Source organism: Brevibacillus dissolubilis (assembly GCF_006170445.1).
GTDB lineage: Bacteria > Bacillota > Bacilli > Brevibacillales > Brevibacillaceae > Brevibacillus_B > Brevibacillus_B dissolubilis.
Window position 1 is genome coordinate 354,430 of sequence record NZ_VCNA01000004.1, and the last position, 14,745, is coordinate 369,174.

A 14,745-nucleotide genomic window follows, 5' to 3' on the forward strand; every position below is an offset into this window, starting at 1 on the left:
ATCTCACCTCATTATCCTCACATGGGATATATCGTTTATATCCTCGGATTCAAGACCGTACAGTTGCCATTTCAACGCGTCTGGTTGAGAGATCAACTGAATTTCTTTTTGAAAATGCAAGGTACGCAGACCATTAGATACCCCCATGCCGATACGCGAATCCATTCGACTCTCTTTTAGTTCTGGGCACTGAACTTCCAGCCAGTTGAAAAACTCCATTACTGATATTGGCTGATTACACTTTAGCTCGTCTTGTTGTACCAGAACATCTTTGATGCGATTACACGTGTTAGGGATTAACATATTTCTATGTAAATACCCTAATCCGAAGTAAGAAACCCAAAAGCGCCAACCCAAAATGTCATTTTCACTTACACTCACATCGTTTTGATTAAACAAGTTTGTAACAGCACTCCAATTTTGACACTTCAAAACATCCTCTGCTATTTTCAAATATAGTGAAGATGTTTTGAAAAATAGTGAATTAATTCTCGCGAAAGCTGTTCGTGCTGCATATCTACGAAATGTATTAGGACTTTCTAGAATGGTAGGATCAATCGAGAGCTGATATTTGCCTTCCACATCTTTAATAATTTCCAACTCTTGAGCTACGCTAAGTGTATATCCGAAAATGTCTTTGCTACCTTCTCCGAAGACATCTACCATGCAAATTTTCTGATAAATCTCCTCTCGGGAATAGACGCCACTCAACATAAACCGTCCTAAAGCAAAGACACGCTCGGGTGTTGGTTCCATTCGCATGTTATCTTTCCCAGACTTAAACATTACCGCACCTCCATCGCTTCCCAAAATCTCAATGTACTTGCATTGAGTAAATGTCGGATCGTTCTATTAGCCTGATTAATGAACATATTCTCTCGACAGTAATATACGGACGAAATACCAAGTTCGTCTATCCTACACATTGATCTGAATTGACTTTGATTCCTCCGCTGATCATCATCGAATGCACAGATGACCCCACTACCTTTAAAAAGAGACGGATGTTTGAAAACAAGATGTTCAAATTCGGTAGCATCTAAAACAAGTCCATCAAACCCTGTAGAATCAACATTATCAGTAGACGGTAAGACCAAAATTTTGTATCCATCAACAACTAACTTTGCCCCTAACTCCAGAGCTTTTTTTACATCCCAGGATTCCGTTTCACCTCGTACTATCAATAGTTGACTCGGACTATGCTTTATACTGTTCGATAAATCTTGTATATACTCAGGAATAGTATGATTAAATGTAAAATCCCCATCCTTACAATAGGTATAGTCATGACAAGAACAACCGCCACAAGATGGTTCAGCATTTGGAAAAAGATTTACAAAATGATCAGCACAACATGAACTCCTTTCATTCTTCGCTAATCTTGTCATGGCTGTATAGCCGCTCATTACATTTTCAACTTCTTTTTCCCGATGGGTCTCAAGGGATCGACCGAGTTCTATTTCATTTTGCATAAGCACCGGGTCACACATGGAGACTCTTACATAATAGCGATTCTGTGATGGGACGAAGACCATCTCCACAAAATCTAAGTAGTCCCAGCGTATCAAGAAGAGCAAAAGATTCAGGTTCCATCGCATGTTCTGACTCCCGCTAGTCTCTCGTTCCTTCTCAGAAAAATGAGAAGGAGGAGTCGAGGTATCCAACAGCACAGTACTACCATCACGCTCAACTGAATCCGCGCGTAACATCGAAACCCAGCGATCAACCATCTTTTCTACGGTTAAAACGCGGGAAGATGAGATATATTGTTGTAAACTCCTATCATCAGATGGAGAGTAGCAGAGTACACTTAGAGAGGGAAGCCCATCACGTCCACCACGTCCTACTTCTTGATAAAAACGATTGATGCTCTCTGGGAGAGTAGCATGGAGCACGGTGCGAACATCCGGTTTATCAATGCCCATACCAAAAGCCGAGGTTGCTACTACAATATCAAGTTTGTCCTCGCTCCAGTCCCTGATAATCTCATTTCTACAGCTGTCATTTGTATCTCCTGTAAAAGTAGCAACATTCGAAAAACCTTCGCTTTTTAGGAGTTGCTTCCACCACTCAGCTTTTTCTGGCTTGATTTCATATATAATCATTGGTTTTGGCAATGTCTTGCACAAGTGAAGAATGCGGAGTTTTAATTCATCTTGGTCTTTGCACTTTTCGATGATATAACGAGGTTCAGTTCGTAGCGAATCACAGCGAAGTTCTATCCATCGTTCCCCATCGGACATTAACGATTTCAGATTATTGACTGCGGTTTCCGTAAGCGTTGCGGAAAGCAACAATGTTTTTAAACTGTCGCTACTTAAATTTAACATTTCATTACGTACAACAGACATCATTTGAAAATCTGGTCGGAACAACGCACCCCAGTCCTCAACGATATGTGCTTCATCAATAACCAAATGTTTTAGGTACTGGCTTTCTGCTGCCTGATATAAGGACTGTTTCAGTAGGTCATTACGAACAAGGGATTCTGGAGAAATGATCAGCAATCTTAACCTACCTTTATTTATATTGTTTATAATGAGTTTAGCTTTTGTTGCTGACACATCACCGCAATAGTTTGCAATCTGATCCTCCATTAAAGAATCTGCTAATACGGTACGAGCTGCACGATATTGGTCTATCCCTAGTGCTACCGTTGGAACAATTACTATTGTTAAACCTTCTCCAGCATGCGCAATCATTTGTGTCAGTAAGCTCTTTCCAGCACCAGTGGGAAGTGATACTAGTAACGTATAGCCTTGGGGCATATTAAGCGCCGTATGAACCGCAATCTTCTGCTCGAACGAACGATATTTCTTAAATCCAGTTGCTCGATACAATAGTGTATCCCCACAAGAATGCTTACGGTTAAAAAGCTCCACAGGTTCCTGTCCATAAACCTGATGGATAAATCGTTCGTTGTCCCCTATCCATTTGATCCTTGCATTTACAGTATTATTCGGATCTTCTACATATATATCAAACTCTGCCCCACTCTTTCGAACAAGATTTGCAACATTGTCCGGGACCTGCAAACTTCCTACGAATAATATAAAGTCCCGTAAGGCAGCAAGAAAGTCAGCTTCGCCTAATAGCCTTTCTGAATACTGTATGGCTCGTGTTAAGAAACGAACAGTACAACGCTGTTCTTGAAGTTCACGGATACCCCCTGATTGCTCAGTCCAAGCTATCTCTTCCTTAAAGATTGCTATGGTACTTTGTAAAGACGAGGGATTTCGCAAAGCTTGAGAAACAGATTCAACGATATTCATTCTCCTTCACCTCCATATAGACTGATGCATCAAGAATTACTCGATAGTTCTTAATAGCAGCTAGGATAGCCTCATACGTGCTTTTTAAATTTTCATTCCCTTCCGTCTTCCGATCAAAATACTGATCGGAGGCCAGTCTAGCACTTACGATACGATTAGCCTCTTCAAGTGCGGTATCGTAATCCCATCGTTCCATTACTAGCTGATAAGCCATCTCATGACATTCTTTTCTAGCTTTTTTGATCCAAGAAACCCATTGATGCTCTGGATATCGCTCCATAAAATCTTCTATAGGAGAAAATCCACTATTAGGATTGCCACGCTCTCCTAGATGTGTAGCTTTCTTCATCAAGTTTCTTTGTTTCAAAATTTCTTCTATACTCCTTGCGCTAACATGAGAGTAGTCCCCATTTATTGGATAAATCGTGACTATTTGTTCCAATGGCAAAAAAGTTCGAAACTGTGCAAGTACAACAGAGTCAAGATTGTTATCAATAAGGGGTTGAATATCTGGTTCGATATTCCAAATAAAGACTAGTCCTTTGAAAGAAAATGATGCTTGAGTAATTTTAATCGCGCCGACTCTGCCCCGATAGCAATTTATTGCATTTTCCGTGATTGTGTCGAAAATGGGATCGCCAGGAGCGTAGAATAGCAAGTCTTCCCGCTGAATAGCCAAAGCTCGGTTAAAAGTACCGACAATACGCCTCCCCATACGGTTAAAGCGAGGATTAATGGTATACTTATCCCACGATGGCGGGATCATTAATGCATTTGTCGATGAAGCTGGGGAAAACTTCTCAGCCCTAAACTCCTTCAAGATATTCTTGGTGCCCTCATTGATAGAATTAGGCTTAAAGCCAGCCTGGTCCGCCCAACTATCCATAGCTTCAGAGAAAATATCATCTTCTTTACCTTGATACATATCCAACATCCGTTCCACAGCTACCGTCAAAGGTCTGTACAACATAGATGCCATATCATAGAATTGTTCCTCTTCAACGGCTTCCCGCATACGAGACGTTTCTTCCTGTATAAGAGGTATCGCCAGAGACACACCCTCTCGAACATCATTTTTTAATGCTTTAACAATGTTGTTCGTTACTTCACCTGAAATGATTTCCAAACCACTTAATGATTGATTGTATATCCCCATTCCATCTTTCCACAAGTGGACTAGTTGTTCTTCTATAGTATTTTCAGCATAGAAAACAACAGAAACCACCTGATTTTCAGGATTCCGACCTAAACGATCTAGCCGACCTATTCGCTGTTCTAACATATTTGCCGTCCACGGTGTGTCTAAATGAACGACCATATCAGCCATTTGAAAGTTACGTCCCTCTCCCCCAAGTTCATCGCATACTAGAATTCTACAACCAGATGAATCTTGAAAATCTTCAGCACTATCTTGGAGCTCCTCCTCTGTCATGCTACTATAAAAAGCTCTACACATTTTTTCATCAAAACGAGTTCTAGCAACCTGTAAGAACCGCTCCAACGTTTCCTTATATCGGGTAAATACTAATACTTTGTAAGGTTTATTCTTAGTCACATCTGTCTCTTGCTCAAGATAATCCAGACAACGAACGAGACGCCCACAGATTTCATCTGGATTTTCGTCCAAAAGCTCATCCACACGCAACAGTTCTCTGTCTGCCGCGCGTGTCCAACTATCGATGGTATCCATTAGGCCCTCAGGAATTGATATTCCCTCGCTTTTTAATACGTGCAATCTCCCCTGTAAAGCCCATGGCGAACTAAAAGCCGCTTCAAGAAGAGGACGTACTAGCTTTTCTACAAAAGAGTCCGTATGGTTATTTATGCTACTCAACCATTCAATCAAAGAATCAACTGCATCGGCCTCACCATACAGTTCATTTAAAGTAACCATTTGATATGGCTGTTCAATCAACTGTCGCACTGCCATACGCTCTTTAAGTAATGCTCTCCTATTGCGTATAACATGCCTTTCCAAGCGATAATGCTCACTTATATATGCAGCTGCTTGATATGCTGTTTCCAGCCCTTTGTCTTCGGCGTTGAGATCAATAGTATTGACCAGAGATTGAAGACGTTGGTCTTGCAACTCCTGAGCCAACGATTGGAGTTGATCGTATATGGATTCGGCATACTCCCCATATGATTGAATGTCGCCCATTAACATATAAAGCTCACGTTGGATATCCAGTTGTCTTTCAACTAGCTCAGAAAAGTAGGCAAGCTCCATGTTACCATATTGTTTAGGCTCCAATAATCGCAACAAACGAAGAAATTCTTCCTTACGGTCTTGAATAGGAGTTGCACTTAGCAACAAAATATTTTCTATTTGACTGCTGAGTCTCAAGATACGCTGATAGGCATCTTCATCCCCTAGCAGATTGTGAGTTTCATCCACAATCACAATGTCAAAATGGTTTTGAAGTAAGGACCCCATATTTATAAGCCTAAGTTCCTGCGGTGTCACCAGAATATGCCTATCTTCTTCGGTCCCTTCACGATATGGAACAGCCTCAATGGCAAACTTATTCATAAGTTCATATTTCCACTGATCCTTTAGGGGAGTCGGTAGGACATAGAGAACACGAAGAGAAGGATTTCGTTCCTGCATGATCTTAACGATAGAGCAAGCCTCTATTGTTTTGCCCAATCCAACTTCATCTGCCAGCATGTAACGTACCGGGGTGTTTTCTAAACAACGGAGGATCGTAACAACTTGGTGAGGTAGAAGGAATACCCTACAACCAGCAAGTACCTTAAAACCGTAAACTGCATTATTCAATACATGCATGGTGCTGCTTACCACATTGCGGCAAGCAAACCATGAGGGATGCTGGAATTCATATTGCATAAGCATGTCAGCCGGGTCCATATCGAAGGCCGTGAAGTCTGCTGCGATTTCGTTCTCAGGGAAAGCTAAAACATCTTGTCCATTTATACTTACATGATAGATATAAAATGATCCATTGTCCTTTTGACGTGTTACAGATAAGATGGTGCCTTCCCCAGAAGGCGTTACTACATTAGTACCCTTCGGTGCTTTACATCGAACTACATCATCCCAAGAAAACTCAGTTCTTTTGAAGATGTTATTATAATAAGCCCTGCAATTATTAAGATCATGAAGACGTATTTTAACGGTTTCTGCTAAAGAATCGACTTCCAATATTTGAGCCAAGGCAAACGTCCGTGGGTATGCAACATCGACTTCTTTTATTTTGATAGGAATACGCACATACATACCTGGTTGCATATTAATCTTCCCCCATAGCCGTTATGTTAAGTTCAACCTGATATGGTTTCATACAAAGTCTCTGATGCGAGCAGCTATTGCACCATTCACCAGCTACCGCATGATTATCTGGATTGTCTATCATGTAGTTCTTCATCGCTTCTAATAATGATAATTCACTAGTAGAAGTTATGGCGTGTAATGGATACTCCTTTAATCCAGAACGATTTCGTGTTTTTACATCAAAAGCAGCATACGGATGACTCCTGCCTGCATCTGATGCAAAAATGGCTTTTCCGAACAAAAAACGAATTGACATATGATTATTATCTAATTTTTTAAAATAATATCTATCCCAAAGGTTGTGCTCGATATAATTTTCCGTCTCTTTTTCCATATCAAAGAAGTCATTTGTACGCCGCCAAAATGGGAAATATTTACGATAGTGTTCGTTTGTTTTCTTTATTATTTCACGAATACGATTTGCTGGGATTAACATTCGAGGTTTACTGGCCACCACTTTCCAAACCGCATGAATAAGCATGTTACAGTAATAACGCTTTAGGAGGAAGGAATTATCAATCACGATATCCCCACGGCATACCATGTCCAGATAGTATTTGTACGGACAAAGGAAAAAATCTATTCGGTCATTTCGATCTGCTACATAATTAGCATTGGTTGGATCTTGAACAGAATAAGATCGAGAAATTAATATATCATTTTTATCCATAACCTCATTATCAATATACCGATCAGGCTGGATTCCCAACATCCGAAGCGGGAAATAAGGTTGTTCGTCAGTTTCCTCAACATGGACTACATAACTTAAACGAACCTTACATTTGTTATAGAAAAGACCATAAAAGAATGCATACCGCAAAAACTTTGAATACTCACTGATAGATGTATAGTAAAGCTGAAAAATCAGTTCTTCTGGGGAGTACGCTTTGCGGATAAAATAATCAGTTAATGGCCATGGTAGTATCTCATCAATAGATCGATTCAATATACGGTCAGACAAAAAACCGAAGTGATAGACCGTTTCTTCTTTTCTTTCATCTTTAGCTCGACGCTTACTAAGGAGTATATCACCTTCAATCTGTACAAAGTTACGAACAATCCAGTCAGGTCGTTGTAGCTCTTTTTGTTTTAGATAGTAATGAAGCCCAGTTTTTAGGTCATTCATGGTGCCAGAAAGCGTTGTGTTTAACGATACTTGCTTGAACCTTTCTAATAGACTTTCGACCAAAATCTTTTCTTGCTCTTCTACAAGAACAAGCATACGGTTGCTTATAAATTGTTCCAAACGCGTAAAATGCTGAATGAAAGATAATGTACCATCGCCCTTGTGTGTAAAAAGGTCTTTTGCCAACTCATTGAGTTGTTTCACGGCCTCTTCTAGACTTTCAATATCTTCAAATGAGACCATCCTTTGTTGATAGAAGGCAATTTTGCGGAGCTGCCCTCCGAGTTCATTAATCATTGTTTGTATATTCTTGTACTGTTTTTTATACTCAAAAATTCTGGTTACAAATTCTTCATAGACTTTGATATCAGCAAAGTACATGCTGGTAAGTTCAAGTATCACGTTCAGTCTATTAGAATTTCTAACTTTCAATACATCCGCTGCAAAGCATTCACGAATGGAATTAATATCGAATTTCAACTGATTCAAGGTTGGATCCCACATACGATATAACCCAATCAAAAACTGGCCAATTGGATAACTTAGGAAATGTCGATCACCTGATTGATCCGGATAATAGATGCGAAGTAAATCATGGATATCACGACTAGCAGAATATACCTGTTCAGTCATGTACGAAATAGGACTATTACTATTAACTTTTAGCGCATCATCAAAGTAACGGGAAACAAAACCTCCATACTCCGAGACGTTATTGAAAGCTATCATTGGGATTTCTTGGCTAAGTTGATACCATCTCTTACGCTCCTCTGCATGTGCGTTACCAGATTCGATCAATTCACCAAACGCCTTAGCAAATTTATGACTAGTTGATTCATCAGTATATTGCGTAAAATTAGTATCTCGATAGATATCAACATCGAACAATTGATACAGAGTTTCCCAAGTAGCGTATATTTCTTTATATTCTGCTTGAAAATTGTATAAAAATACAACCTCTACATCAAGAGCATCCAAGAGCATAATGAAGCGGAGTTGTAATGGAGTGAATTGGTGTATCCCGTGGATGACAACCTGCTTAAGATCATTTTTTGAAAAAATCTTACCGAGAACACTTAACTTTGATATGCGTTCTTGCCTTTTTTTCCGGTTATACGAATCAGCATTCTCATATTCCTTCTGTTCTCGTTCAATCTCATCTGATATGGTTTTTCTAAACGAATTCACAATATCTGATAATGAATACTCGGCTTGAAAGAAAAATGGTTTATACATAGGACCTGATGGGTTAGAAATTTCCTTCATCAATGCGATAAATACTCTTTGTTCAAGGTTTGCTTGAGACTTATTCAAACTGTTTACATCAATTCCAAGTTCAACAAACAGTCGTAAAGCTTCCAGTAGAGCGTTCTGATTATGTTTTAGTGACGCATACAATTCAGAGCGGTTACCATTTTCTCGTTTTTGCCATGTTTCTATTTGCTTGGATACAGCTATATATTGAGCAATCCGTTTTTCAATATTGTTAAACCATCCTGTATAAACGTTTTGCAACACATTATCGATGGGACAAAGGAGGGAATCAAATGCAGCTTCAAATAGATCACGAAAGCCGTTAACCATCACTTGAGAGCTGCACATATGAGGAGATCCTTTAATATTGTTCCAGAATGATGTTTTATCCAAATGATAAGGATCACCGTATGTGTAGACCTTAAAGCTCATACTAATGCCACCCTCTCTTCAGCAGGGATTGCCAAGATGTTTTACTATCGGACTTTAATTCAATCCATGAGAAAGATCGTATTGCTCTCGTCATGGCCACGTATAGCACACGAGTTTCTTCATTCATACGTTCTGTTATCTCCTGTGCCAAGTCGTAATAATTATTCTTTAACACCTTATTATCAGCATAACTGAAGCGATAGCCTATGGTGCCCTGGGAACCTATAATTACATCCATGCTATTGCGTTTCGGCTTATCTATCGGGAAAGAAGCAAAAGGCAGAATCACATACCCGTATTCCAAACCTTTTGATTTATGCACCGTAGTACAGAGAATTTGGATATCTTCCTCTCCCTGATCTGGCCACCGGCATTCTTCAGACCGTCCAGTGGCAATATTCATTACCATAAAATCGGTAAGCTGGTGTAAAGTCAAATTATTGAGACTACATCCTTGCAAAATCTTTTCGAACAATAAGTCAACATTCATACGATAGTAAGAAGTCATCCACTTATCGTCGAACTTTGTCCATGGACGCAATTGCTTATACAAGCTACGAACTACCTGCAAAATTGGAGACATTCTTAGCGATTTGATTACTTCGCTCCAGCTGTTGTATGTTCCATACTCCTTTGAAACTGCGAGAACACTATCGATCAGACCTGTAAGATAAGCTACCTGTTTTTCATGAGATTTATCGTCGTTACACCTTTTAGGACTAAATTGATACATTATCGACCGATCATATGTGACTTTGAAAAAGTTGGTTTGAAGGATATGACTAAGATGCTCTGGTTCTCCATAGAGGAGCGCCTGGAGTAAAGCACATAATTCCAAGGCGGGAATAGATTGATACAAGTTTCCACCAGTCTGTGTTTGGATAGCATGGAAGCCACGTCGTCTACCTTCCAGAACTATTTCATCCGCCTGCCAATTTTCTCTCACTAAGATAGCGATGGTTCTCTCTTCTTTAGAAGGACGTTTCCCTCCTTGAACCATTTCGCGTATGATCGCATTGAAACGATGTACTTCGGTGAATACAGCCTCCATACGATATTGTTCGGATTCAATAAAAATTCGATTAAAAAACACTTCTTGTGATACATCGTCGGCATGAATAGACACATTACTGACCAAAGCATCTTCTTCTGGATTATACGTTAACAACGGTTGGGAAGATTGTCCCCATACTTCAAAAATAGATTGATATATTGACATTAGACGCTTATCTGTTCTGTAGTTCTTGGAGAGCGGATGCTCTCCCCATTGAAGGGAATCTTTCTCGATTTCCAAATGGTCAAATGCCTTCTCTTCTGCACCACGGAAACGATAAATACATTGTTTGATATCCCCTACAACAAAAAGCCAGTATCCTATCTGTGAACAAATGCTACGAATAACACCTATCTGCACATCGTCCGTATCCTGAAACTCATCGATGAATAAGTATCGTGAACCAAAGGAAAGTCCTTCCTTCAACCGTTCTGGATGGTTTGTAACCAAATTTGACAGGACCGTCATCAAACGTCCTAAGAATATACGATTATCTTCTAAAAGTTGACGTTCAAAGGCCTTCTCCGTGATACTCAGGACAGTAATCAGCAAATTATGCAATGGCTTGTTGTAGTTAACTGTGCCAAACTGTTCAAACTTAACTTCAGCTACATCAACACTCTTATTCTCGAGTTTACTAACAAAGGCCAAAAGTTTTTCACGCAATTCGTAAATAGGTAGACCGAGTTCACTAAGGTACTGTGGATTAAGCTGAATCTGCTCATTAACATAGTTTTCGAGTGATTCTTCAAGTACTTGTCTTCGACTATGCAATCCAGATGTAACCCCTAAGTCTTGTCCATATCCAGCGCTAGTTCCAAGCTTCTCAATAATGCGACGAGCGAATGAGTGAATTGTGCTAATCTGCATACGTTCTACTTGGGCTAACATCTCCATAAAGTCACCTTGTCCTGTCAGAAGATAATAGTTCTGAAAAACGGTCTTCAAACGGTTCTTCATGTTGTCAGCCGCATCTTTAGTGAATGTGATCATAACGATACGATCAAACAAATTTGCAGAAGGTATATTTTCGATATAACATAGATACGCCACCCTTAGGATCATCGTGTGGGTTTTACCAGTTCCAGCACCGGCTTTAACTAACATATTCTTTCTTGGCTTTTCATGTTCCACACGGTACTGCGAAAGATTAATCCCACCAACTTCATCTAACTTTTCCAACCAGAACTTTACATTTTCATCAGCCAGATCAAATGCATCGACTATATGCAAACCAGGTATATCTTCAACTTCTTCGCACGAAGGAATTAGTACCGTTTGCCAATTAAATATTGTAATATTTTTGTCTTCATTGGCTAACTCATCATAGGTAACTCCTAAATGCAAATTACCTTTCTTATCACAGCTTAAACCTTTATTTCGCAGACACTCTGCTAACCGAAATGAAATATAATCCAACATTTCGGTCGTCCCGACCATACTATAAATACGAGTTCCCTTATCATATGCTTGTACTAATTGATCAATTTCAGCCTTCCAAGCTTGCTGATTAGCCGGAATATAGGAAATAATTGAGTAACAGGGCAAAAGACGATCCACTCTCTTTTCGCAACCCAGATCTTCAAAGTGCATTTCGTTATAAAGCTCAATCTCTGGTTCAAATAACGAGCGCACTTGCTTCATTAATAATGGTGTAAAAGGATGTGTACCCCATTTCCGAGAAACATTTGTAGCTGCCTCTAATTTAGATAAGAACGCATCTTTGGAAGCTAGGTCCTCTTTTATAAATGTAAGTTGAGGTTCAGAGATCAAGTCCATCTGATTAGATTTATAAAAAGAAGATGAAATAAAAGGATAACAAACCATGTGAAACACTACAGGTTGCTTACCAAGTTTAGTTTTGATCTGATTTAAAACAGCAAAGCGGTATGCTCTGGCCTGAACTCTAGGGTTATGTCGTTCGAAACCATTCTCTGTCTGGATTCTTATGCACTCTCCTCTTGGAACATCAACAACAGTTGCTTCATTCCACCCCTTGACTTCTATAACGGCGATACCCACATCGGGTATGAGAATACAAAAGTCGAACTCCCTCCCATATACCTCTCTGTTCCAATACACCACATGCGAATTATCCAAAAAATTATCAAGAGCAAAATAAAAAGCTTTCTCACCTATATTATTAATTTGGTCTATTGCACATATCATTTTGGCCAAAATACTCACCTACTTAAGAAGTTAACTGATCGCAGTGAATGCACTAAATCACTGATGACTTCAGGACATTCAAACTTAAATCTCAAAGCTCAATCTCATTACCATTTCCAAAAATGAAAAATATGGAACATTTTTCATGATTTTTATAATTTCAATAAGTAACTTCTACTAAATTATACATTTTCAGCGTGCGATATAGTATGAAATTTTATGTACGAAAGAATTATTAGGAGCATTTTTTCAATTTCAAATAATCAAAGTAGGAAAATAGAGTTAAAACAAGAAAAACCCTTGTTTGATCAAGGGTTAACACGCCAGGTTTATTGGGTTCATGTTCAGACTTAACTATTCAGTCAAGATGGTGTCGAACATACTATCCATAACATACGCAGATATTTAGATATAGACCAAAACAAATTTAAATCTAACTCCCTTAGTCGGTCTCAAAGCATCGACACCACTCGGCTATATCTCTGGATTCACGACTTCAAACAGGCAGATAGTTCAGACCTTTGAGTAACTTAACTTATCACGGGACTAATACATTTTTGGGAGATCACTTAGCCAACATGGCACCAGTGGCACGTTGATAAACTCCCTTTTCTAAAGTGTATCTAACCAAAAGACTTCTCTCCATCTTCCAAATAAAGGTTAATCCTCTCACATCCATTCCACCTCATCTGCTAAAATCCTACTACTATTATTGCTAAACTCTTGTATCTCAGGATTTTTGTAAACAAGGAGGATACTACTGTGAAAGGCTATTTCCGTAAACGCGGCAGCACATGGTCTTTTACAATCGACTTAGGCAGAGACGAAAAGACCGGCAAACGCAAACAAAAGACCAAAAGTGGCTTTAAAACCAAAAAGGATGCAGAACGCGCCTGCAACGAGTTAATCAACCAAATGAACAAGGGATTGTACGTAGAACCAAGCACTACCACCTTGAAAGAATTCATCATGGAATGGATGGAGACACGAGCCAAACAAGTCCTCCGCCCGTCAAGCTACGATAATCACCTAGTCGTCATCGAATCTCACATTATCCCAGACCTGGGCGACTATAAGCTAGTAGATCTCACTCCAGCCCATGTCCAAAGATTCTACAGTCAGAAAACTAAACAAGGCTTATCCCCTGACTATATTCGCTACATGCACAATATTCTCAACAAATCACTTAAACACGCAGCCAAATGGGAACTGATCCCCAAAAATATCATCGAACTGGTTGACCCACCTCGCCTACGGGATAAGGAAATCCAGACATGGACATTAGAAGAAGCCACCGAGTTCCTAGAATATTCTAAGAACCACGGTGAACGCTTCTACATCGGATACCTGCTCGCCATCTATACCGGAATGCGTCGTGGTGAAATCCTCGGCCTCCGCTGGAAAGACTGCAACCTTAAGCAAGCGAAAGCGAGTATCCGTCAAACTCTGTACCGCACTCGTCAAGGACTGATCTTCCAGGAACCTAAAACCAAATCATCCAAAAGACAAATTTCCTTGCCCCAGACAGTCGTGGATGCCCTCAATAAATATAGAATCAGACAAAACACAAGAAAGTTGTCGCTCGGAACCGCATACCACGATCACGATCTTATCGTCTGTACAGAAGATGGCAAGCCAGTAGAACCCCGCAATTTTGTTCGTCATTTTGACCGAATGATCAAAGAGTCTGGTAGCCCCAAAATCCGCTTCCACGACCTGCGCCATACACACGCTACGATCTTACTTCAAATCGGGGAACATCCCAAGGTGGTCTCCGAACGTCTAGGCCATTCTCGAATAAGCGTTACGCTGGATACCTATAGCCATGTGCTTCCTGATATGCAAAAAGATGCAGCAGAGAACTTTGAGAAGGCCATGAAAAAAATGTTGCGGAAGTCGATGTCATGAGGCAGCCAGCCAAAGGGATAGTGAATGAACCTCAAAAATCTTAGTCCCATATATATGCAGAGCTTGATATCCCCCAAAATAATAGTAAAGCCGCATTCCAACCAAAAATGGAATGCGGCTCTTTCATTTTATTCCGTTTCATTCTTTTCTACTCTGTTTCACTTTTTTCTATTCCCTCTTCGTTCCTAACCCTGTTATAAGCCCTTAAAAAACGCTTTAGTTAACTAAAGGTGGT

At 39.8% G+C, this 14,745-nt stretch carries 6 protein-coding genes; 1 reads left to right on the forward strand and 5 read right to left on the reverse strand.

All coding sequences use genetic code 11. From position 1 onward, the window contains the following. Positions 1-3: 3 nt before the first annotated feature. Genes FGI41_RS10690 through FGI41_RS10710 form a run of 5 tightly spaced genes read right to left on the reverse strand, consistent with a single transcriptional unit; the run spans position 4 to position 12,602 of the window. Positions 4-786: a hypothetical protein gene (locus tag FGI41_RS10690; RefSeq protein WP_139490107.1), complete on the reverse strand. Its 783-nt coding sequence runs from the start codon at positions 784-786 to the stop codon at positions 4-6. Further along, positions 786-3,272, reverse strand: coding sequence for a DEAD/DEAH box helicase (locus tag FGI41_RS10695; protein ID WP_139490108.1), 2,487 nt, complete (start codon positions 3,270-3,272; stop codon positions 786-788). The genes FGI41_RS10690 and FGI41_RS10695 overlap by 1 nt, the downstream gene beginning before the upstream one ends. Then, positions 3,259-6,525: an SNF2-related protein gene (locus FGI41_RS10700; RefSeq protein ID WP_139490109.1), complete on the reverse strand. Its 3,267-nt coding sequence runs from the start codon at positions 6,523-6,525 to the stop codon at positions 3,259-3,261. Before FGI41_RS10700 ends, FGI41_RS10695 begins: the two co-directional genes overlap by 14 nt. Before the next feature lies 1 nt (position 6,526). Next, positions 6,527-9,379 carry a hypothetical protein gene (locus tag FGI41_RS10705; RefSeq protein WP_139490110.1) on the reverse strand — a complete coding sequence of 951 codons (2,853 nt, stop codon included), beginning with the start codon at positions 9,377-9,379 and terminating at the stop codon, positions 6,527-6,529. Between the two features lies 1 nt (position 9,380). Then, entirely contained in the window at positions 9,381-12,602 is a 3,222-nt protein-coding gene (locus FGI41_RS10710; RefSeq protein ID WP_255298432.1) for a UvrD-helicase domain-containing protein, read from the reverse strand. A gap of 762 nt (positions 12,603-13,364) precedes the next feature. Between FGI41_RS10710 and FGI41_RS10715 the strand changes: the two genes are divergently transcribed. Then, positions 13,365-14,510 carry a site-specific integrase gene (locus tag FGI41_RS10715; RefSeq protein WP_139490112.1) on the forward strand — a complete coding sequence of 382 codons (1,146 nt, stop codon included), beginning with the start codon at positions 13,365-13,367 and terminating at the stop codon, positions 14,508-14,510. Positions 14,511-14,745: the final 235 nt, after the last annotated feature.